At 51.1% G+C, this 22,043-nt stretch carries 19 protein-coding genes and 1 other annotated feature; of the genes, 5 read left to right on the forward strand and 14 right to left on the reverse strand.

Annotated elements, in window-relative coordinates; genetic code table 11:
- Positions 1–82: 82 nt before the first annotated feature.
- The 5 genes from dnaJ to tal form a co-directional block, all read right to left on the reverse strand.
- Positions 83–1,222, reverse strand: a complete 1,140-nt coding sequence (gene dnaJ, locus SPM24T3_RS00655) for a molecular chaperone DnaJ (RefSeq protein WP_009634743.1) — start codon at positions 1,220–1,222, stop codon at positions 83–85.
- A 218-nt stretch (positions 1,223–1,440) separates the two neighbouring features.
- Complete coding sequence (dnaK, locus tag SPM24T3_RS00660; RefSeq protein WP_009634745.1) at positions 1,441–3,342, reverse strand: molecular chaperone DnaK; 1,902 nt, start codon at positions 3,340–3,342, stop codon at positions 1,441–1,443.
- Positions 3,343–3,555: 213 nt separating this feature from the next.
- Positions 3,556–4,878, reverse strand: coding sequence for an MFS transporter (locus SPM24T3_RS00665; protein WP_009634746.1), 1,323 nt, complete (start codon positions 4,876–4,878; stop codon positions 3,556–3,558).
- Positions 4,879–4,996: 118 nt separating this feature from the next.
- Positions 4,997–5,590, reverse strand: a complete 594-nt coding sequence (gene mog / locus SPM24T3_RS00670) for a molybdopterin adenylyltransferase (RefSeq protein ID WP_009634747.1) — start codon at positions 5,588–5,590, stop codon at positions 4,997–4,999.
- Positions 5,591–5,797: 207 nt separating this feature from the next.
- Positions 5,798–6,751 carry a transaldolase gene (tal, locus tag SPM24T3_RS00675; RefSeq protein ID WP_009634748.1) on the reverse strand — a complete coding sequence of 318 codons (954 nt, stop codon included), beginning with the start codon at positions 6,749–6,751 and terminating at the stop codon, positions 5,798–5,800.
- Between the two features lie 209 nt (positions 6,752–6,960).
- On the opposite strand from tal, the gene SPM24T3_RS00680 reads away from it, so the two are divergent.
- Both SPM24T3_RS00680 and yaaA read left to right on the forward strand, forming a co-directional pair.
- Positions 6,961–8,400 carry a sodium:alanine symporter family protein gene (locus SPM24T3_RS00680; RefSeq protein ID WP_009634749.1) on the forward strand — a complete coding sequence of 480 codons (1,440 nt, stop codon included), beginning with the start codon at positions 6,961–6,963 and terminating at the stop codon, positions 8,398–8,400.
- Between the two features lie 143 nt (positions 8,401–8,543).
- On the forward strand, positions 8,544–9,320 hold the full coding sequence (gene yaaA, locus SPM24T3_RS00685) for a peroxide stress protein YaaA (protein ID WP_009634750.1): 777 nt from the start codon (positions 8,544–8,546) through the stop codon (positions 9,318–9,320).
- An 83-nt stretch (positions 9,321–9,403) separates the two neighbouring features.
- On the opposite strand, the gene thrC is transcribed toward yaaA, so the two are convergent.
- The 5 genes from thrC to SPM24T3_RS00705 all read right to left on the reverse strand — a co-directional run bounded on the left by thrC (position 9,404) and on the right by SPM24T3_RS00705 (position 15,187).
- Positions 9,404–10,693: a threonine synthase gene (gene thrC / locus SPM24T3_RS00690; protein WP_009634751.1), complete on the reverse strand. Its 1,290-nt coding sequence runs from the start codon at positions 10,691–10,693 to the stop codon at positions 9,404–9,406.
- Between the two features lie 3 nt (positions 10,694–10,696).
- Positions 10,697–11,626 (reverse strand): homoserine kinase, encoded by a 930-nt coding sequence (gene thrB / locus SPM24T3_RS00695; protein ID WP_009634752.1) that lies wholly within the window; start codon positions 11,624–11,626, stop codon positions 10,697–10,699.
- A gap of 1 nt (position 11,627) precedes the next feature.
- A complete protein-coding gene (gene thrA / locus SPM24T3_RS00700; RefSeq protein ID WP_009634754.1) occupies positions 11,628–14,102 on the reverse strand; it encodes a bifunctional aspartate kinase/homoserine dehydrogenase I in 2,475 nt (824 codons plus the stop codon).
- A gap of 54 nt (positions 14,103–14,156) precedes the next feature.
- Positions 14,157–14,274: a sequence feature (Thr leader region), on the reverse strand.
- Positions 14,213–14,281 (reverse strand): thr operon leader peptide, encoded by a 69-nt coding sequence (gene thrL / locus SPM24T3_RS25345; protein WP_071988398.1) that lies wholly within the window; start codon positions 14,279–14,281, stop codon positions 14,213–14,215. (Overlaps the previous feature by 62 nt.)
- A 219-nt stretch (positions 14,282–14,500) precedes the next feature.
- A complete protein-coding gene (locus SPM24T3_RS00705; protein ID WP_009634755.1) occupies positions 14,501–15,187 on the reverse strand; it encodes a tRNA/rRNA methyltransferase in 687 nt (228 codons plus the stop codon).
- Between the two features lie 666 nt (positions 15,188–15,853).
- On the opposite strand from SPM24T3_RS00705, the gene arcA reads away from it, so the two are divergent.
- The gene (gene arcA / locus SPM24T3_RS00710; protein ID WP_009634756.1) at positions 15,854–16,570 is read left to right on the forward strand and encodes a two-component system response regulator ArcA; all 717 of its coding nucleotides are present in this window, start codon (positions 15,854–15,856) and stop codon (positions 16,568–16,570) included.
- Between the two features lie 153 nt (positions 16,571–16,723).
- Here arcA and creA read toward each other — a convergent pair whose 3' ends face one another.
- A complete protein-coding gene (gene creA, locus SPM24T3_RS00715; RefSeq protein ID WP_009634757.1) occupies positions 16,724–17,200 on the reverse strand; it encodes a protein CreA in 477 nt (158 codons plus the stop codon).
- Positions 17,201–17,412: 212 nt separating this feature from the next.
- On the opposite strand from creA, the gene robA reads away from it, so the two are divergent.
- Positions 17,413–18,282: an MDR efflux pump AcrAB transcriptional activator RobA gene (gene robA, locus SPM24T3_RS00720; protein WP_009634758.1), complete on the forward strand. Its 870-nt coding sequence runs from the start codon at positions 17,413–17,415 to the stop codon at positions 18,280–18,282.
- Positions 18,283–18,372: 90 nt separating this feature from the next.
- On the opposite strand, the gene gpmB is transcribed toward robA, so the two are convergent.
- The gene (gene gpmB, locus SPM24T3_RS00725) at positions 18,373–19,020 is read right to left on the reverse strand and encodes a 2,3-diphosphoglycerate-dependent phosphoglycerate mutase GpmB (RefSeq protein ID WP_009634759.1); all 648 of its coding nucleotides are present in this window, start codon (positions 19,018–19,020) and stop codon (positions 18,373–18,375) included.
- A gap of 49 nt (positions 19,021–19,069) precedes the next feature.
- Here gpmB and yjjX point away from each other — a divergent pair, with 49 nt between their 5' ends.
- Positions 19,070–19,603: an inosine/xanthosine triphosphatase gene (gene yjjX / locus SPM24T3_RS00730; RefSeq protein WP_009634760.1), complete on the forward strand. Its 534-nt coding sequence runs from the start codon at positions 19,070–19,072 to the stop codon at positions 19,601–19,603.
- Positions 19,604–19,620: 17 nt separating this feature from the next.
- Here the strand turns inward: yjjX and trpR are convergent, their stop codons facing one another.
- Both trpR and sltY read right to left on the reverse strand, forming a co-directional pair.
- On the reverse strand, positions 19,621–19,965 hold the full coding sequence (trpR, locus tag SPM24T3_RS00735; protein ID WP_009634761.1) for a trp operon repressor: 345 nt from the start codon (positions 19,963–19,965) through the stop codon (positions 19,621–19,623).
- Positions 19,966–20,021: 56 nt separating this feature from the next.
- The gene (gene sltY / locus SPM24T3_RS00740) at positions 20,022–21,950 is read right to left on the reverse strand and encodes a murein transglycosylase (RefSeq protein ID WP_009634762.1); all 1,929 of its coding nucleotides are present in this window, start codon (positions 21,948–21,950) and stop codon (positions 20,022–20,024) included.
- Between the last annotated feature and the right edge of the window lie 93 nt (positions 21,951–22,043).

Consider the following 22,043-nt stretch of genomic DNA (forward strand, 5'->3'; position numbering starts at 1 on the left):
GGTGGTTCCAAAATGCGAGACAAATAAAAATCCCCGACTTTTCAGCCAGGGATTTCATTATTTCTTGCGAGCTCTGCCGAACTTAACGGGTCAGGTCGTCAAAAAACTTTTTCACGCCGTCCAGGAAGCTCTTGGAACGCGGGCTGTTTTTCTCGCCCGATGCACCGCCAAAGCTTTCTTCCAGATCGCGAAGCAGCTGTTTTTGCTTATCGTTCAGGCTAACCGGAGTTTCAACCACTACGCGACAAAGCAAGTCACCCTGTGCGCCACCACGAACGGATTTCACGCCGCGACTGCGCATGCGGAACACTTTGCCGGTCTGCGTTTCAGAAGGAATTTTCAGCTTCACGCGACCATCGAGCGTTGGCACTTCAATCTCGCCGCCAAGCGCCGCCATGGCGAAGTTGATTGGCACTTCACAATACAGGTTGTTGTCTTCGCGCTGGAAAATCTTGTGCGCCTTGACCTGAACCTGAACGTACAAATCGCCTGCTGGTGCACCCTGTTCGCCCGCTTCTCCTTCGCCTTCAAGACGAATACGGTCGCCGGTATCAACACCGGCCGGGATTTTCACCGACAGCGTCTTGGCTCGCTCTACGCGGCCATGACCGTGGCATTTGCTGCAAGGATCTTTAATGATGTTGCCGCGACCCTGACAAGTCGGACACGCCTGCTGTACGGTAAAGAAGCCTTGGCGCATCTGCACCTGGCCCTGACCGTGACAGGTTGGACAAGTTACCGGCTTGCTGCCCGCTTTCGCGCCGCTGCCGTGGCAAACGTCACACTCTTCCAGAGTAGGAATACGAATTTCTTTGGTTACGCCACGAACCGCCTCTTCAAGAGTCAGGTCCATGTTATAGCGCAGGTCTGAACCACGGCTCGCGCGTTGACGACGGCCGCCACCAAAGATATCGCCAAAGACGTCACCAAAGATGTCGCTGAAGTCTGCACCGCCGCCGCCGCCGTAACCACCACCACCGCCACCCATGCCGCCCTGTTCGAAGGCTGCGTGACCGTATTGATCATAGGCCGCACGCTTTTGCGCGTCGGTCAGAATTTCATAAGCTTCTTTGATTTCTTTAAATTTGCTTTCGGATTCTTTATCGCCCTGATTGCGGTCAGGGTGATGTTTCATCGCCAGGCGCTTATAAGCCTTTTTGATTTCGCGCTCGTCCGCTGTTTTGGAGACGCCCAAAATCTCATAGTAGTCTTGCTTCGCCATGCTTTTGCTACCCTCAACATGCGTGCACGGGCGCAGAGTTACCTCGACGCCCGTACTGGTTATCAATATTCCCCTAACCCTTCGAAACACAGACAGTTTTAGCTGCGCTCACTCACTCAGGTAACTTACCGATGCAAGCTCCTGAAGTGAGTTCACTTGCCGCCTACCTGTATCTCAAAAGCTTTCGGGGACGTATCGATTACTTTGCCTCAAGGGCATTATTTTTTGTCTTTAACTTCTTCGAATTCAGCGTCGACTACGTCGTCATCTTTCTGGGCGCTGGCATCACCGCCTTCGGCCTGAGCCTGCTGCTGTGCCATTTCCATCAGCTTGCCAGAAACCTGGACCAGAGCCTGGGTTTTAGCTTCGATGTCGGCTTTGTCTTCGCCTTTCGCTGCAACTTCCAGCGCTTTCAGAGCGTCTTCGATAGCAGTTTTGTCTTCAGCTGGCAGTTTGTCACCGGCTTCTTCCAATTGCTTGTGCGTACCGTGAATCAAATGGTCAGCCTGGTTACGGGTCTGAACCAGCTCTTCGAATTTACGGTCAGACTCGGCGTTAGCTTCCGCGTCGTTAACCATTTTCTGGATTTCTTCTTCGCTCAGACCAGAAGATGCCTTGATGGTGATCTTCTGCTCGCGACCGGTATTTTTGTCTTTGGCAGACACGTGCAGGATACCATCGGCGTCCAGGTCGAAAGTAACTTCGATCTGAGCCATGCCGCGTGGCGCTGCCTGAATACCATCAAGGTTGAACTGACCCAGCGATTTGTTATCGGCTGTACGCTTACGCTCACCCTGCACCACGTGAATGGTCACCGCAGACTGGTTGTCTTCAGCCGTAGAGAACACTTGGCTGTGTTTAGTCGGGATGGTGGTGTTCTTGGTGATCAGCGGAGTCATCACGCCGCCCATGGTTTCGATACCCAGGGACAGTGGAGTCACGTCGAGCAACAGAACGTCTTTAACTTCACCAGACAACACGCCGCCCTGAACCGCAGCACCGATGGCCACTGCTTCATCCGGGTTAACGTCTTTACGTGGTTCTTTACCGAAGAAATCAGCAACTTTCTTCTGAACCATTGGCATACGAGTCTGACCACCAACCAGGATAACGTCCTGGATGTCGGAAACGCTCAGGCCTGCATCTTTCAGTGCAACTTTCAGTGGCTCGATAGAACGGGCAACCAGGTCTTCAACCAGAGATTCCAGTTTTGCACGGGTTACTTTGATGTTCATGTGTTTCGGGCCGCTGCCGTCAGCAGTGATGTATGGCAGGTTAACGTCAGTCTGTTGTGCAGAAGACAGCTCGATTTTAGCCTTCTCTGCCGCTTCTTTCAGACGCTGCATTGCCAACGGATCGTTACGCAGATCCATACCTTGGTCTTTCTTGAATTCTTCAACCAGATAGTTGATCAGACGGCTGTCGAAATCTTCACCACCGAGGTGAGTGTCACCGTTGGTAGACAGAACTTCGAAGGTTTTCTCGCCATCAACTTCGTCGATTTCGATGATAGAGATATCGAAAGTACCACCACCCAGGTCGTATACCGCGATAGTACGGTTACCGACTTCGCGATCCAGGCCGTAAGCCAGCGCTGCTGCGGTAGGTTCGTTGATAATACGTTTTACTTCCAGACCTGCGATACGGCCGGCGTCTTTAGTTGCCTGACGCTGGGCATCGTTAAAGTATGCAGGTACGGTGATAACAGCTTCAGTTACTGGCTCGCCCAGGTAATCTTCGGCAGTTTTCTTCATTTTCTTCAACACTTCGGCAGAGATCTGCGGAGGTGCGATTTTTTGGCCTTTAACGTCGATCCAGGCGTCACCGTTGTCAGCGCCAACGATGCTATAAGGCATGATGCCTTTATCGCGCTGAACTTCTTCGTCCTGGAAACGACGACCGATCAGACGCTTGATAGCAAACAGCGTGTTTTGCGGGTTAGTGACTGCCTGACGCTTAGCAGGTTGGCCAACCAGGATCTCACCATCCTGTGCGTAAGCAATGATTGAAGGTGTAGTACGATCTCCTTCGGCGTTTTCGAGCACACGAGCCTTGGTGCCGTCCATGATCGCTACACAAGAGTTGGTTGTACCCAGGTCGATCCCAATAATTCTACCCATCTAAAACGTCTCCACTAAAATTCATTATTCGTTGAGGTTGTTACTCTATATGCGGACGGTTTTTTTCATTTCAACTGTCCGATATTGCTTTCATCAGCGGTAACAACTGCGGTTGAGAATAAGATGGGGTCATGTGACGCAGCATCAAGGGCAACAACAAAAAAAATTTTGTGTTTATTGCCCTTTTAGATCAATTTTGAGCGATTACGTTGATTATTGTCCGCCGGAAAGAGAGTCAGCCAGCCGGGTTTCGATGGTTGACTCATTATTAAGGTCACGGTTGAGGTACAAACCTAGCCCCAGTCCGATCACCGCCAAGGCCATAACATAGTAGCAAGGAGCCATTGGCGTGATGCGCGTGATCATGGTGACAAAAATCGGTGTCAGGCCACCAAAAATCGCGTAGGACAAATTGTATGAGAACGAGATGCCGGTAAAACGCACCTCTGCCGGGAAAGCCCGTACCATCACAAAAGGCACCGCCCCGACAACGCCAATGCTGAATCCGGTCAGGGTATACATTGGTTTTAGCCAGCTGCTGTCAATCGCTACTGTGTGGTAAAACGCCCAGCTGCAGAGGCCAAAAAATACGCTGCCGATAATAAAGGTCTTACTCGATCCAATGCGGTCAACCACCCAGCCCGCGCAAATACAGCCAAACAGCAACGCGATGGTTGCCATACTGTTAGCCTGCAAGGTAAGCGCCGCGGGGATCGCCAGCTGTTTTTGCAGGTAGGTTGGTGTCATCAAAATCACCACCACGATGCACGCCGACAGCAGCCAGGTCATCAGCATAGAAACCACAATTTCTTTCTTGTGATCGCGGATCACTGATTTTATCGGCATCCCCTCTGCCAGCACCTTATGCGATTTCATCTCGATAAAGATGGGCGTTTCCTGCAACCAGCGACGTAAATACAGCGCGATAAAACCAAAGATCCCGCCAATAAAGAACGGAATGCGCCAGCCGCCGTGCGCAATAGAAGACGCGGGCAACAGCGTATTTATCAATGTCGCAACCAGTGAACCGAGCAAAATCCCCATCGTCAGTCCGGCGGTTAGCGTTCCACAGGCGAAGCCAATACGTTTGCGCGGCACGTGTTCGGCGACAAACACCCAGGCGCCCGGCACTTCTCCGCCTATCGCAGCCCCCTGCAAAAGACGCATCAGCAGCAGTAATAATGGAGCCGCGATGCCGATAGAGGAATAGGTAGGCAACAGACCAATCGCCAACGTGGGCAAAGCCATTAATAAAATACTAAGGCTAAACATACGCTTACGACCAACTAGATCGCCAAAGTGCGCCATCACAATACCGCCCAGCGGGCGTGCTAGATAACCGGCTGCAAAAATGCCGAAAGTTTGCACCTGACGCAGCCAGTCCGGCATTGAAGCAGGGAAAAACAGATCGCCAATCGTCGCCGCGAAGAAGACAAAGATGATGAAGTCGTAGAATTCCAGAGCGCCGCCTAATGCAGCGAGGGAGAGGGTTTTGTAATCCTGCCGGTTCAGCCGGCGATTATTGTCGTGTTGCATAAGATACCTGGAGCACCGAGTTGAGGTAAAAAAATTGCCGCGCTATGTAAAGTAAACATTACTATAATCGGCAATTAATTTACACACCACTACCCTCGGATCTTATCGCAGAAAAACGTTAATTTTGGTTGTTTGTATCGCGGATTGCGCTCTTTGGGCGAAAAGCTGCTACAACTTGCGGCTGTGTTTCAATATAAGGCCCATCAAGCAGCTGTATACAATAAGGTACACTGGCAAAAATTCCTGACACTATGACTTTACCCTGCTCGTCCTTAAGCCCTTCCAGCGTTTCTTTGATCGATTTTGGCTGACCGGGTAAATTCAGAATCAGCGCCTGCTTGCGGATGACTCCAACCTGGCGCGACAAAATTGCCGTAGGGACAAAGTGCAGACTGATTTGGCGCATTTGCTCGCCAAAACCCGGCATCAGTCGATCGGCAACCGCCATAGTCGCGTCAGGAGTTACATCGCGCCGCGCAGGTCCAGTGCCGCCGGTCGTTAGCACCAAATGACACCCTGCTTCATCCACCAGCTCGCAGATAGCCTGCTCAATCAGCGGCTGTTCGTCAGGAATTAGGCGTTTTTCAACCACGAAAGGAGTCATTAACGCCTGCTCCAGCCACTCTTCAAGCGCTGGAATACCTTTATCCTGATACACCCCACTCGATGCACGATCGGATACCGACACCAGACCAATTCGTAATTTATCCATCTCACTCCTCCAGACAGCTGTGAAAATTGCCGCGTATTGCGGTCACAGTAAAAGCCAAGTATATCGGGAACCTGAAGAGGAACGACACAAGGGTTTGGTTTTTTTGCAGTAATGAGCCAGAGAATTGGCGGCAGGCAGCTAAAATCAGGACATAAAAAAGGCGGCCTCAGCCACCTTTTCTAGAAAACAGATCGTGCTAACCGGCAATTACAGCAGGTCGGCGATCATTTTCTCAAGTTTGCCCTGGTCTATGGCAAACTTGCGGATACCGTCAGCCAGCTTGTCGATAGCCATTGGATCCTGGTTATGATCCCAGTAAAACTGCGCTTCAGTCAGCGGAGCTGGGCGAGCTTTAACTTCACCGGTGTAAGACAGTTTACGTTCCAGGCTGCCTTCAGTTTCTTTCAGTTCTTTCAGCAGTGCAGGTCCGATAGTCAGACGGTCACAACCAGCCAGCTCGACGATTTCGTCAGTGTTACGGAAGCTTGCGCCCATAACAACAGTTTCATAACCGTGCTGTTTGTAGTATTCGTAGATTTCAGTAACAGAAACAACGCCTGGATCTTCGTGTGGCGCGAACTCTTTCTTGTCGCCGTTAGCTTTGTACCAATCAAGAATACGGCCAACGAATGGAGAAATCAGGTAAGCACCGGCTTCGGCACAGGCACGCGCCTGAGCAAAGGAGAACAGCAGGGTCAGGTTACAGTTGATGCCTTCTTTTTCCAGCTGCTCGGCGGCACGGATGCCCTGCCAGGTTGAAGCCAGTTTAATCAGGATGCGATCGTTGCTGATGCCGTGATCGTTGTAAAGCTTGATAAAACGATGAGCCTTGGCAATGCTGGCTTCTGTGTCGTAAGACAGGCGAGCATCAACTTCGGTAGAAATACGGCCTGGAACCAGTTTTAGGATTTCAAGACCGATATTTACTGCCAGCTTGTCCGCTGCATCGGCGATTTGCTGATCGCGGTCACCGCTTTGATCGCGCGCCCATGCAATAGCTTCGTCGATCAATTTACGATATTCCGGAATCGAAGCAGCGTTGAGGATCAGAGAAGGGTTAGTGGTTGCATCCTGAGGCTGATACAACTTGATTGCCGCGATATCACCAGTATCTGCAACTACTTTGGTCAATTCGCGTAGGGAAGAAAGTTTATCGGTCATTGTGGCATATCTCATCGTTTAGAGTTTATCGTTGAGGCATTTTCATGCCTTGCCTTCTCTTGATGATAACATGCAACAAGACATCCGCAAGGCAGATATGGCGGTCCAAACTTTAAGTGAATAAATCGCATATTCACATAACAGATCAATTCGATAACCGGCATAAATGGAGGGATTCACCATGATTTTTCTAGGGAATAAAGGACTTAATGGCCAGTTTGCTTAACTTTCTCGACGATATCCTGTGGGAATCGATCCTGATTTACTTCCTGCTAGGCTACGGGCTGTATCTGACACTCAGGACGCGGTTTATTCAGTTTCGCCGTTGGCCTGACATGTTTTTCAGCCTGCGCCGCGATGCACAAACCGATCGCAGAGGAGTTTCACCCTGGCAGGCACTGGCGGTCAGCTTGTCGGGAAGAGTCGGCGTCGGGAGCCTGCTGGGCGTAGCGATGGCGCTAACAGCCGGTGGTCCGGGAGCTATTTTCTGGATGTGGATCATTACTTTACTCAGCTTGCCAATGGCGCTGATTGAAAACACGCTGGCGCAAATCTTCAAAACCACCGACCAACGAGCACAATTTCGTGGCGGACCGGCAGAATATATGAGTCGCGGATTGGGCATGCGCTGGATGGGCGTGCTGTTCGCCGTTCTGATGATTCTAACCATTGGCCTGGTATTCAACGCGTTACAGGCAAAAGCTGCCATTCATGCGCTGTCTAGCGCCTTCCAGATTGATCCTTGGTACACCGGCATCGCGTTAAGTCTGGTTTTTGCCGTGACCTTGCTTGGCGGACTTAAAGCGCTGGTCAAAATTTCCGTCTGGCTAGCGCCGTTGATGAGTGCCGGTTATCTGCTGCTGGCGCTGTGGATTATGGCCGATAACCTTGAAAAGCTGCCTTCCGTGTTCGTGCTTATCTTCAATAGCGCCTTTGGCTTGCAGGAATTTGCAGGCGGTATTTTGGGTTACGGCGTGACGCTGGCGCTAACTCAGGGCATTCAGCAGGGATTATTTTCCAATGAAGCCGGTGCAGGGTCGACTCCGCATATCAGCGCGCTTGCTGCAACTCGTCATCCTGTTGCGCTTGGCTTTTCACAGATGCTGGGCGTATTGGTCGATACCTTTGTGGTATGCAGCGCCACCGCGATGATCATTCTCTCTTCCGGTTTCCTCAGCGCGCCGACTGACCGTATTAGCGGTCTTGGCCTGCTGGCCGAAGCAATCACGGCGGATATCGGACCATTGGGGCCTGAAATCCTTGCAGTGTTTACGCTGGCGTTTGCGTTTACCACGATGCTCGCCAACTATTTGTATGCCGAGAATAATTTAGTCTTTTTAATGCGTGGCAACACGGGATGGATTTACCTTTTGCGCCTCGCGATGTTAGTGCTCTTGCTGGCCGGTTGCCTGATCAACACTCCACTGCTGATGCAGACTGCCAGCATCTCCCTGGCGCTAATGACCATCATCAACCTGACTGCGCTATTGTTGCTTTCCGGGCTGGCGCTCAAGGTGGTCAGAGACTACGAACGCCAGCGGCTGATGGGCCGGGTGCCGACATTTAATCCGGACAATTTTCCCGAGCTAAAAGGCCAATTGCAGGCAGGCATCTGGTCGAAGGCGGTTCGCTCTTCAGAGCCACGTTAAATCGGCTTAAATCACAATGGCCGCGCTTAAGGCAGCGGCTATTGCTATGATTTTTTCTTCGTTGCGCGTTTTTTGTTAAAATGCACGCAGATTGCTTATTTCATTTCCTGCTGAACTACTGCGCAGACTAACCGGACGCCCCTATGCTGACTATTATTTCTCCAGCCAAAACACTTGATTATGAAAGTGAGCTTGCCACTAAACGCTACACACAGCCGGAACTGCTCGACAAATCCAGCCAGCTAATCGCCATTGCGAAAAAATTGTCGCCAGCCGAGATCTCTAGCCTGATGGGTATCAGCGACAAGCTCGCCCATCTCAACGCCGAACGTTTCAATGACTGGCAGCCAGACTTTACGCCGAAAAATGCGCGTCAGGCGATTTTGGCGTTTAAAGGCGACGTTTATACCGGTTTGCAGGCGGAAGATTTCAGTGAAAAGGATTTTGATTTTGCCCAGCAGCATTTACGGATGCTTTCAGGTCTCTACGGGCTGCTGCGTCCGCTTGATTTAATGCAGCCCTATCGTCTCGAGATGGGCATTCGATTGAACAATCCGCAGGGAACCAATCTTTATGCTTTCTGGGGCGAGTTGCTGACTGAAAAACTTAATACGGTCCTTAAAGAACAAGGGGATAACATCCTGGTTAATTTAGCTTCAGACGAGTATTTCAAGGCGGTCAAACCTGCCAGGCTCGATGGAGAAATCATTAAGCCTGTCTTCCTTGACGAGAAAAATGGCAACTACAAAGTCATCAGTTTCTATGCCAAGAAAGCGCGCGGATTGATGAGTCGCTTTATTATCAAAGAGCGTTTGACCAAGCGCAAACAGCTTGAGGAATTCTCGCTGGAAGGTTATCAGTTTGACGCCACGCGCTCCGAAGGGAATGAGCTGGTGTTTACCCGCGCCGAGCAGAAATAAAAAAGGGAGCACTGCGCTCGCGGCTCCCCTATCCTAACCTTGCCCGAATTTAAATCCCTGCGCAGTAGGCAGGGTTTTAAATACTACTCTGGCAGCGCCATCAGGAACTTACGCAGTTCGCTGAAATCTTCCGGCAGATCGTGCGACAGCAGCGGCAGATCGGCGCGATCGGCCAACTCTTTCGGCAATGGCAGTGTCTGGCCCAGGATTGCGTCAACGCTTTCCTTGAACTTCGCCGGATGGGCAGTACCGATAAACAGACCAAACTCGCCGTCTTTCAGCTGATCGCGCAGCGCACGATAGGCAATCGCTGCGTGTGGTTCTGAGATGTAGCCGATATCTGCCAGCTCACGCATGGTGTCTTCGGTGGTCTCGTCAGAAACGGCGGCATAGCCCAGATCTTTCAACTGCCAAATCTTGCGGCGATACAGCTCTTCAACGCGCGGCCAGTTGTTAGGCTGGCTGACGTCCATGGCGTTCGACAGTGTCGCAACGGTCTTGTTTGGCGTCCATTCACCGTTGGTCAGGAAACGCGGCACGGTGTCATTGGCATTGGTTGCGGCAATAAAACGCTTCACCGGCAGGCCCAGCGACTTGGCCAGCAGGCCCGCAGTAAGATCACCAAAGTTGCCGCTTGGCACAGAAACCACCAGTTGGTTACGCGCTTCCTGTGGTAACTGGGCGACGGCTTCAAAGTAGTAGCAAATCTGCGCCAGCAGGCGGCTGATATTAATCGAGTTGGCAGAGTTCAGGTGCAGAGCGACTTTCAGCTCTTCATCATCAAACGCCTGCTTGACCAGCGCCTGGCAGGCATCGAAATCGCCGTCAATTGCCACGGTGTGAATATTATCACCGAGGGTACAGAACAATTTTTCCTGCAGTGGACTGATTTTGCCGCGCGGATAAAGGATAACGACACGCACGTTTTTCAGGCCATGGAAAGCGTGAGCCACTGCCGCGCCGGTATCACCGGAGGTTGCGGTCAGAATGGTTACCGGCTGATCGCCTGAAACTTCTGTCAAAATCTGCGCCATAAAGCGGCCGCCGAAGTCTTTAAACGCCAGCGTAGGGCCGTGGAACAGTTCCAGACAGGCGACGTCTTCTTCAACTTTTTTCACTGGTGCCGGGAAAGCAAAGGCATTTTTAACGCGCTGATAAAGCTGCTCTTCCGGGATCTCATCGCCGATAAAAGCGGAAAGAATACGGCTGCTACGAGTCACAAAATCCAGCTCGAGCAAGCGATCGATTTCGGTCAGCTCAAACTCAGGCAAGTCCAGCGGGAAAAACAGTCCTTGTTGCTTGCCCAGGCCTTGCTTAACCGCTTGTGCAAAGCTGACCTGCTCGTTGTGATCCTTCAGGTTGTACAGTTTCATTGATTATCCCAATAGTCTCGCGCCTGCGGTATCCAGGCGACAAATATGAACAAAGCCTTCGTCATTTTGCAGATAGTGATTCTGCAGCCATTCAGCCATGCGTTTTGCCGTATCGCCGTCGTTGCAAATTGCAAACAGCGTCGGACCCGATCCTGAAATTCCGCAGGCCAGCGCGCCAATTTCTTCAGCGGCGGCTCGTGCCTCGGCAAAGCCCGGCAGCAAACGAGTGCGGTAAGGTTCGGCAATCACATCTTTCATCAATTTAGCCGCTAAAGCAGGCTGTTGCGTATGGCAAGCGTGAATAAAGCCCGCCAGATAGCGGCCGTGACTGATACAGTCCTGGCGGCGATACTGCGCAGGCAAAATAGCGCGCGCCTCGGCGGTAGAAACTTTAATTCCCGGATACGCCATCACCCACAGCCAGTCATCAAAGCAAGGGACGTCCTGAGAGATAATGCCCAGCTCCTCGAGCATCAGCTGCAAACCGCCCAGATAGCACGGCGCCACGTTGTCGTAATGCACGCTGCCAGAAATACGCCCTTCCAGCTCGCCCATCAGCTCAAGCATTTTGGTGTCATCGAGCTGATTGTTGTTGAATTCGTTCATCGCCATCAAACCGGCGACCACAGAACAGGCGCTGGAACCCAGCCCTGAACCAATTGGCATATTCTTTTCCAGTGTCATCGCCACCGGAATTTCTTTGCCGATTTCCTGACAGTAACGCTGCCAGCACTGATAAACAATGTTGTCTTCCATCTTGTCTGGAAGCTTGGAAACAAAGCGCCCACCGTTGGTCAGACTAAAAGTCGTGGCGGCTTCGACGGTCACACAGTCACCCAGCAACGAGCCATCTACCGGAGAAACTGCCGCACCCAGCACATCAAAACCGACGCTAACGTTACCAATTGATGCCGGGGCATATACCTTAACCATATTAAACTCCTAACTTCCATGACAGCGTTCGCAAAAGATCGGCGAAGACGCCAGCCGCAGTAACATCGTTACCCGCACCGTAGCCGCGCAATACTAGAGGAATCGGTTGATAATAACGGCTGTAGAAAGCCAGCGCATTCTCGCCATTTTTAACTTTATACAGCGGATCGTTACCATCGACAGCAAGGATTTTGACCTTGCATTGGCCTTCGTCGATCGCACCGACATAACGCAATACTTTGCCTTCAGCGGCGGCATCGGCTACGCGCTGTTTAAATTCAGCATCAATCTCTGGCAGGCGAGCCAGGAAGCTGTTTACGTCACCGCTGGCGTCAAAGGATACCGGCAGAACCGACTCGACTTCAATGTCTGAAAGCTCAAGTTTGTTACCGGCTTCACGGGCGAGGATCAGCAACTTACGTGCGACGTCCATTCCCGACAGATCGTCACGCGGGTCAGGCTCGGTAAAACCGCTGGCCCGCGCGGCCAACGTGGCTTCGGACAGCGAAACGCCTTCGTCCAGCTGACCAAAGATTTGTGACAGCGAACCAGAGAGGATCCCGGTGAAACGCACCAGCTCATCGCCCGCATTGAGCAGATTTTGCAGATTTTCAATGACCGGCAAACCGGCACCAACGTTGGTGTCATACAGGAACTTGCGGCGCGAACTGGCGGCCGCTTTACGCAGCTGATAGTAGTAATTCATCGATGCCGTGTTGGCACGTTTGTTCGGCGTTACTACGTGGAAACCGTCAGTCAGCAAATCGGCATACTGATTAGCGATCGCTTCGTTGGATGTACAGTCAACCACGACCGGATTCAGCAGATGATACTCTTTCACCAGGCGGATCAGGCGGCCAATATTGAACGGCTCCTGCGCGGCGCCCAGCTCGTCACGCCAGTTTTCCAGCGCAATGCCGTGTACGTTGGTCACCATTGCTCGGGAATTGGCGATACCGCAAACGCGTAAATCAATGTGCTTGGCCTTGAGCCACGCCTGCTGACGTCGAATCTGCTCGATCAAAGCCCCGCCCACGCCCCCGACGCCAATCAGGAACACCTCGATGACCTGATCGGTGTTAAACAGCATCTGATGGCTTACGCGCACGCCCATGGTGGCATCATCATTATTCACCACTACGGAAATGGAACGCTCGGAAGATCCCTGCGCAATAGCGACGATATTGATGTTGGCACGCGCCAGGGCAGAGAAGAACTTCGCCGAAATACCGCGCAGTGTGCGCATACCGTCGCCGACAACCGAGATCACCGCCAGTTTTTCGGTAACATCCAGCGGCTCCAGCAGGCCGTCTTTCAGTTCCAGATAGAATTCATCTTCCAGCGCTTTGCGCGCGCGGACCAGCTCGCCCTGCGGCACGCAGAAGCTGATGCTGTACTCAGAAGAGGACTGGGTGATCAATACGACTGAAATCCCTGAGCGCGACATCACCGCAAACACGCGCGCTGCCATGCCGATCATGCCTTTCATCCCCGGACCGGACACGTTGATCATCGCCATGTTATTGAGATTGGTGATGCCTTGGACCGGGGTATTTTTATCTTCGAATTCGCTACCCGCGCTGTGGCTGCCGATTAAAGTACCTGGCGCCTGCGGGTTGGAAGTATTTTTGATCAAACACGGGATCTGGAATTGAGCGATAGGCGTGATAGTCCGTGGATGCAGAACTTTGGCACCAAAGTACGAAAGCTCCATTGCTTCCTGATAAGACATTGATTTCAGGAGACGCGCATCCGGCACAATACGCGGGTCGCAGGTATATACGCCGTCAACGTCGGTCCAGATCTCGCAACAGTCGGCGCGCAGACAGGCTGCCAGCACTGCGGCGGAATAGTCTGAACCGTTACGGCCCAGCACCACCAGCTCGCCTTTATCATTTCCTGCAGTGAAACCGGCCATCAGCACGATGTCGGTTGCAGGAATATTGCTGGCGGCAATGCGCGCGGTGGATTCATTGATATCAACGGTAGACTCGAGGTAATGACCCACGGCCAGCAGCTTTTCAACCGGATTGATCACGGTTACGCCGAAGCCTTTGGCTTTAAACACCGCTTCCATAACAGCAATCGATAACTTTTCGCCACGGCAGATGATGCTGGCGTTGACGCTGTCCGGGCACTGCCCCAACAAGCCGATACCGTGCAATAGTTGCTTAAGCTGGCCAAATTCCTGCTCGACAAACATTTTGGTGGCTGGCAGGTCAAATTCTGGCAGCGCGTCAGCCAATCCATTGATCAACTCGGCAAAAATGCGTTCTGCATCGCTCATGATCGGCAGGATATCCTGCCCGGCAACGGTTTTTTCGATCATCGCGACCAGATGATTGGTAATTTTAGCCGGGGCTGACAATACCGCTGCAACCTGTCCCTGACTTGCATTGCTCTCCATGATTTCCGCAACCCGCAGGAAGCGTTCGGCATTTGCTACTGAAGTCCCGCCAAATTTCAACACTCGCATTTCTGGTTTCTCCTACTCTCATAATCAGCAATTTTCACAAGGGAATGTAGCCGTAAAAAAAAAGCCCGCACTGGTTAGGTGCGGGCTTTTTTCTGTTTTTCCTGTACGCGTCAGCCCGCCCCAGTACCGATGGTAATGGTGGTGGTAATAATTGTTGTGTTCAGGCTGATGTGTCGCATTGGTTTTTTGTGTTTATCTTGTTAGTTTTTACTCTGTCTGCCCTATTAGCTAAAGCATAAGGACCAGCAAGTCAATTTTTTTCGATTTTTTACTCTAAAATCGATGAACAACCGAGCAGCGAATTAAACCACAACTTCGGGACGTTTTTAGATAATAAAACCATTATTTCGCACAAAGGTTAGACAAAACACTCAGTGAACGAGAATATACCGCCAACCTCAGTGGGCTAATTTTTTTTCGATATCGTGCAGCAAAGTGTGCAACATCGCGGCGTCTCTCTGTTCCAGAACGCCCAATCTTTGCTGCAACCAGTCACCCAGTTTTTGGTCATCCTGAGCATCAAGATTGACCAGTAAACGCGACACTCGCGCACGCAGCGCATCCAGCTGACCCGGCTCGGCCTGCACCGCCTGTTTTTGCGCCAGCTGATTAAGTGAAGAAAGCTGATAGCAAAACACCATCACCGCCTGTCCTAGATTCAATGAAGGATAATCAGCCACCATCGGCACACCCGTCAGCAGATCAGCCAGCTCAAGCTCTTCATTGGTCAGGCCCGAATCTTCACGACCAAACACCAGCGCCACATTGTTAACCCAGCTTTGCCGCTCGGTAAGCTGGGCTTCAAGTTCCTGCGGCGTACAGTAATAATGAAAACGAGCGCGGCTACGTGCAGTGGTTGCGACAGTAAAATCGATATCAGCCAATGCCTCTTGCAGGCTGTTGAAGTGTTGGGCATTTTGTAAGATTTCGCCTGAACCGTGAGCCACCCATCCTGCCTCTGGCTGTAAATGAGCCTGGCTTTCAACGATGCGTAATGAAGCAAAGCCCATGGTTTTCATTGCTCGCGCCGCGGCACCTACATTTTCAGGCCGTGCCGGAGAGACGAGAATAATATGAAGTTGCATGAGCTACCTCTGAAGAATGCAGATTAAAGAAGATCAGTAGGTCGCCATTTCATTTTATTTAAGGCAACAGACAATCGAGATGAGCACAATTATAATTCACATCCGTTTAACAGTCTTCGAATATGTTGTCGTAATGCCTGGAGGGAAAGCGTTCAGGTTACTTTATGGAGTTTGAATAGTATAACCATTCAGGGCATTGATTAATTATGATTATAAATCATGCTCATAGCTTTAATAATATGATTTGTTAAGTTTTTTGAAACTTAACGTTATTTATTTATCAAAAAATTTTTAATAAACCGCAAAATGTAAGTCAGCGGTGCCGGATTTTAAGTATTTTTCACCGTTCTGTTACCGTGCTACAATTGAAATTGATATATGTCAACAAAGCGTAGTTTTGTTGAGTGGCAGTTTCGGTACTCGCTGTTATATTGCTGTTAATAGGGTTAGGATATGCGCCGCTCAAGGTACCAACGGGACTGCAGGAAGTGGTTACCCAACTGAGCTGGCGATGTTGTTGCCGTTGATGGAAAGTGTACCAAGAACGCGTTTACGTACTTTAGTCATGTAACGAGTGAAACCGAACAAGAAACTGTCTAATTCATTTGTATATCAAAGACTTCTGTACTCCTATTTTCTATTTGTTGGCAATCTTAGGTAGCAAAAATGCAGACCCCCCAAATTCTTATCGTCGAAGACGAATTAGTAACACGTAATACTTTAAAAAGTATTTTCCAGGCAGAAGGTTACACGGTTTTTGAAGCCAGTGACGGTGCAGAGATGCATCACATTATGTCTGAGAACGATATCAACCTGGTATTGATGGATATCAACCTGCCAGGCAAAAATGGCCTGTTGCTCGCAAAAGAAGTGCGCGAGAAAAACAACGTGGCGCTGATGTTCCTGACCGGACGCGACAACGAAGTCGACAAGATTGTCGGCCTGCAGTACGGCGCAGACGATTACCTGACCAAGCCGTTCAATCCACATGAACTGACTATTCGTGCGCGCAACCTGCTGTCTCGCACCATGAATCTCAGCCCGGTGGGTGAAGAACGTCGTCTGGTAGAAAGCTATCGTTTCAACGGCTGGGAGCTGGATATCAACAGCCGCTCACTGGTTAGCCCGGCGGGTGAACAGTACAAGCTGCCGCGCAGCGAATTTCGTGCAATGCTGCACTTCTGCGAAAACCCGGGCAAGATTCAGACCCGTGGTGACCTGCTGAAGAAAATGACCGGACGTGAGCTCAAGCCTCATGACCGCACCGTTGACGTGACCATCCGTCGTATTCGTAAGCATTTCGAAGCTACCCCGGATACTCCAGAGATCATCGCCACCATTCACGGTGAAGGTTATCGCTTCTGCGGCGACCTGGAAGAATAAAATCTTACCCGTGGCTTTTCGGCTTCGGGGACTAGCTTAGCAATGAGATCATTGCATCGTTAACAAACGGGTTGCCAACCGGTCTGTAACTAGTAAAAAGGCCAGCGAGAGCTGGCCTTAAATATTATGGTTATTTACCTGCAATACTCTCAGTTAACGATTACCCCATGGAATAATCGGCACGGCGCTGATGGCATTCTTCGGCGAGCCGTCTACCACTTTGTCTGAATAACTCAAGTAAACCAGCGCGTTGCGTTTCGGATCGTAAAAACGCACCACCTGAAGTTTCTTGAAGATCAGTGATGTCCGCTGTTTGAATACTACCGTTCCCTTGTCGCCACTCTTCTTGATATCATCCGACACCTCGACCGGCCCAATCTGCTGGCAGGAAATCGCCGCGTCCGAAGTATCCTCGGCAAGTCCAAGACCGCCCTTGATGCCGCCAGTTTTAGCCCGGCTGATATAACAGGTTACATTTTTAACATCTGGATCATCGAAAGCTTCGACAATAATCTTATGGTCCGGACCAAGCAGCTTGAACACAGTATCGACTGAGCCAATTTGCTCGGCCTGCACGGCGGTTGCACCGAATGACAGTGCACCGAGAACAAAAATTAGACATTTTTTCATTGAGTTACCCCAAATCCTTTTATTGATGAGTTGGCCAATCGTACCATCCAAATTTCCTGCGCAAGCTCACAAAATCGAGAAACTTTACGCCATTTTTTGTTCAAAATCGCACGGTATGCTAAAAAATATCTGCGAGTTTTACTGTTAAAAAATTGCTATCATAAACGGGTTAACAACACTACGCGCCTATATTAGTTCAACGAGGATGATCTATGGATCAAGCAGGAATCATTCGTGATCTTCTCAGCTGGTTAGAAACACACCTGGACCAGCCGTTATCACTCGACAACGTTGCAGCAAAAGCAGGCTATTCGAAATGGCACTTGCAGCGGATGTTCAAGGATGTCACGAATAATGCTATTGGTGCTTACATTCGGGCTCGCAGGCTTTCAAAAGCTGCAGTGGCACTGCGTCTGACTAGTCGTCCAATTCTTGATATTGCACTGCAATACCGTTTTGACTCTCAGCAGACTTTCACCCGAGCATTTAAAAAGCAATTTGCACAAACGCCTGCGCTATACCGTCGCTCTGAAGATTGGCACTCCTTCGGGATTTGTCCGCCTATCCGTCTTGGGGCTTTTATTTTGCCGCAGCCAGAATTTTTATCACTGCCAGAAAAGCATCTGATTGGCGTCACTCAGAGCTATTCTTGCACGCTGGAGCAAATTACTACTTACAGAAACGAAATGCGCGATCATTTCTGGCGTCAGTATATTGGTGAAACCGCTGAGTTACCGCCGCTGCTTTATGGTCTGCATCATTCAAGGCCAAGCCAGGACAAAGACGACGAGCAGGAAGTGCTTTATACCACTGCCATTGAGCCAAGCTATCTGACTGAAAACATGCCAGAAGGCAAAGAAATCGTGCTTACTGAAGGTGAATTTGCACTGTTCCGTTTCAAAGGAACACCTGAAGGCTTGCAGGAGTTTATTCTGACGCTTTACACCACCTGCCTGCCAACGTTGAAACTGACTCGCCGTAAAGGTCAGGACATCGAGCGCTTCCACCCAACGCGTAAAATCATGGGTACTGAACCGCCGAAAGAGCTGGATTGCGATTATCTGATCCCAATTCGTCGCTAAATACTAAACAGACGCGACAGGAATTCAAACCTGCCTGCGCCTGTTTAGCATTAAATCTTCCCCGCCCGAACCACAAAAATTGTTTATCGCTTATCGCTGTAGTTCGTCCAATGCAGGTTGGTCGAGGTGTGCAATATCCCCCGCAGTTTCCACAATCCATCCATTAGCCAACCACGCGCTTTGCTGGTGATCGACACGCGAAAGAGAGCAGTTACGCAGACGTAAACGGCGCTCGGCATGAGCAGGCAACCCCAGTAAGGTACTGATCAGGCAACCCAGCGCGATACCATGACTTACCAGCAGCGGCTTGCTGCCCGCTGGCAAATCCAGGCAGCTGTTCAACGCTTCCTGCATACGCGCAGCCAGTTCACTCATCGTTTCACCTGAAGGAATGCGCCCTTCAGGGGTGCCATCGACCATCTGTTTGCGCCAGGCCTCTTCCTTCTGAGACAGTTTGTCCAGCTCACGCTCTTCCAGCACGCCCATATGCAGCTCACGCAAACGTGGATCAGTGATGATTTCGCAGCCACACGCATCTGCAATAATTTGTGCCGTGCGTTTTGTGCGACCCAGATCGCTGGATATCACATGTGTGATACCCTCATTGCGCACCCTTTCAGCAACCTGCCTGGCCTGGAAGACGCCTTTTTCTGTCAATGGACTGTCTGACTGTCCCTGGATTCTACGTGCGGCATTCCATTCAGTTTCGCCATGACGGACGAGATATACCTGTAACATGAGTTTTTTCCGTTATACTGCGTGAAATAAGCTAAGGACAATAAAATCTATGTATCACGTTATCGCTGCTACGACTAACCCAGCAAAAATTAACGCAATTGCCATGGCTTTTGAGGACATCTTCGGTGCCGATACCTTCCATATTGAAGGCATTGACGTCGATAGCGGCGTTCCCGAGCAGCCAATCGGCAGTATCGAAACCCGCACTGGCGCAAGACATCGCGTCATCAGCGCTCGCCAGATTCGCCCTGAAGCTGACTTCTGGGTTGGAATAGAAGCCGGTATCGAAGACAACATGACTTTTGCGTGGATGGTGATTGAAAACATGCACCAACGCGGCGAATCGCGCTCTGCCAGCCTTATGTTGCCTGAAATTATATTACAGGAGATAAATCAGGGGAGTGAATTGGGCGACGAAATGGAAAAACTTTCTGGAATTGCCGAAGTTAAACGCAAAGGCGGTGCGATTGGCATCTTCACTGCGGGTAAACTGACGCGAACCAGCGTTTATCATCAGGCGCTGGTATTGGCCCTGGCGCCCTTTCATAACGCGATTTATCAGACCCGCTCACAGACGCACTGATGGCTCCGCGCGGGCGACTAGGCACTTTGCTCGTCGTCCGCAGCATTTAAAAGCTTCGCTGTCATCCAGGCTTTCAGCTCCGGCGGTGCAGACTTAAGCCCATTTGAACCGCGTGTGATAGTCGCAATCCCCGCCCCCAACTGATTCTTCAGCTCTCGCTGACTCATCTCACCCTTCATCAACTCTTCAATAATTCTTAATCGCGTCCCAAGCGCCGTGCGCTCGTCGGGCGTTAGGAACAGCTGAAGCAAAGGAAAGTGCAAATTTTCAGCAAAAGATTGCTGTAGCAATGTCATAAAACATTGCCAGTCCTCATTGCCTTGTTGGGAAAGAGCCGGGTCGTTTACAGAGTCTTGTGCCATGAATACGCTGCCATACTATTAAACTAGTACAGCAGCATATCATAATGGCGTAAAAATCAGTAACGCCTCTGCCACTCCGCATCTGTTAAGATTTTGGCTGGCTGATGTAAAAAGTAACGATAGAATGCATCATATGCTAACACATTTTTAACATACCGGCGAGTTTCGGAGAATGGAATACTTTCGATAAACGCCACCGCATCAACCTGCCCCTGCGTAATGCCCAGCCAGGTATTCACTCTTGAAGGGCCCGCATTATAAGCCGCGCTCGACAAAATACGGTTACGCCCGAACATTTGATAAACGTATTCCAGATAGCCGGTACCAATCGTAATATTGGTCTGCGGATCGAGCAGTTGACTGCTGTTGCTATAGCCCGGAATGGCGTTCATTTGCACCGTGTGTTCCGCTGTAGCAGGCATTAACTGCATCAAACCTGATGCACCGACCGGCGAACGGGCCATCGGGTTCCAGGCACTTTCCTGACGGGCAATCGCCATCGCGTAGCTTTGAGTAATCCCTTTATTTGCCGTCGCCTGACGGAACTCCGGTGACCAGGCCAGTGGGAAGCGCTCCTGCAAATAATCCCACAGCTTACCTGCGATAGTCGCCTGCACGCTCAGCTCCGGCCAGCCCTTTTCATAGGCATAGCGGGCCAGCGCTTCCTGTTGCGGCTTGCTGCGGCTCTGCACCAGATAGGTCCACTCGGTGCGTGCCAGGTTATCCATGTTCCAATACATCAGCTCGCGAACGCGGGCGATTTCAGGTGATTTATCAAGACTGCTGTCCGGCTTGGCGGCAACTAAAATCACCATCGGATAGGGCACGCCAAGCTTCTGTGCCGCCGCCATCGGATAGAACCCACGACCTTGCATCAGCGTGCGCAGCATGTTTTGGCCGGCGGTGCGTTTGCCTTGATCAATCAGCAAAGAGGCTTGCCAGTACTGCCATTCATCCTCTTGCATTGCTTCAGAAGGCAATCGCGCCATCCAGCGAGCCAGGCCCTGCTGGTCTCCGGCGGCCAACGCCATGCGAATACGACGCTCTACCAGCGAAGTCGAGTTGCTACGCAGGATCACATTGTCGCGCCACGCAGCCTGCTCGGGCGTTGCATCACTTCCCATGTAGCGCCAGGCAATAGTTTCTTCCATTTCCAGACGATCGCTGTCATCCATTTTCTGCAATCGCGCAAGAATCGGTAGCATCGAGCGCGCATCTTCCACGTTGTCGCGCGCCACGCGGGCAAAGGCGATGCTCACCGCGTTGCGAGTAAAATCAGTCGGCCCCACGGTGCGGGCAAAACTTTCAACGGTAGTCGGGTCGTTTTGCAGCTTGAGCAAGGCGTCACTCATGGTCTGGTAATCCGGCGGCAACTGTTTGGCCAGGAAATTCACCAGATTGCTGTTACCGGCTTTCATCGCCAGGCCAATGCGCTGCAAAGTGGTGAGCGCGGTCTGGTTTCCGGCCTGCTGCCAGACGGTAAACAGCTTATCGCAGGCCGCAGGCAGAGAAGTGCCCGTCAGCCAGATATCTTTGGCGGCATCTAACGCAACCTGCTGCTGGCCGGTAGACCATTTGGCAAAATAGTAGTTACAGCGAGCGGCAACCGGTTTGGGTGCCTGCGGACTAAAGGCCAATAGTCCCTGCCAGTCCTGACGGTTGGCCAGTTCATTGACGAAGCGGGCAGGCAGAGAGCGCGCAGGTGGCAGCGTCGGATTGGCCTGCACAAAGGCCGTGATCTGCTGCGGCGTATCCAGCGCTATATTCTGTGTCAGTTGACGATATTCGAGATAAGGATATAAAGGATAATCGGTCAGGGTCGGCATCAGCTGGCCGACAACGTCTAGCTGATTGGCATCCCATGCCTGTTTGATCTGCATATACCGCTGACGCTGCGCATCGAGTGAATCGGCGTGAGCCGCGCTCGTAGCTGTCGCTAACAACAGTCCCACTGTCAGTAATCGCCACTTGTCCGCCTTGACCATACTTACCTTATCCTCGCTGATTGTGTTGCTTATCGACTGTGCTGATCTTGATAGTGCATACGCTAATCTATTCATCAGCAGAAATGAAGGAAT

The sequence above is a fragment of the Serratia sp. M24T3 genome, assembly GCF_000257645.1.
GTDB lineage: Bacteria > Pseudomonadota > Gammaproteobacteria > Enterobacterales > Enterobacteriaceae > Rouxiella.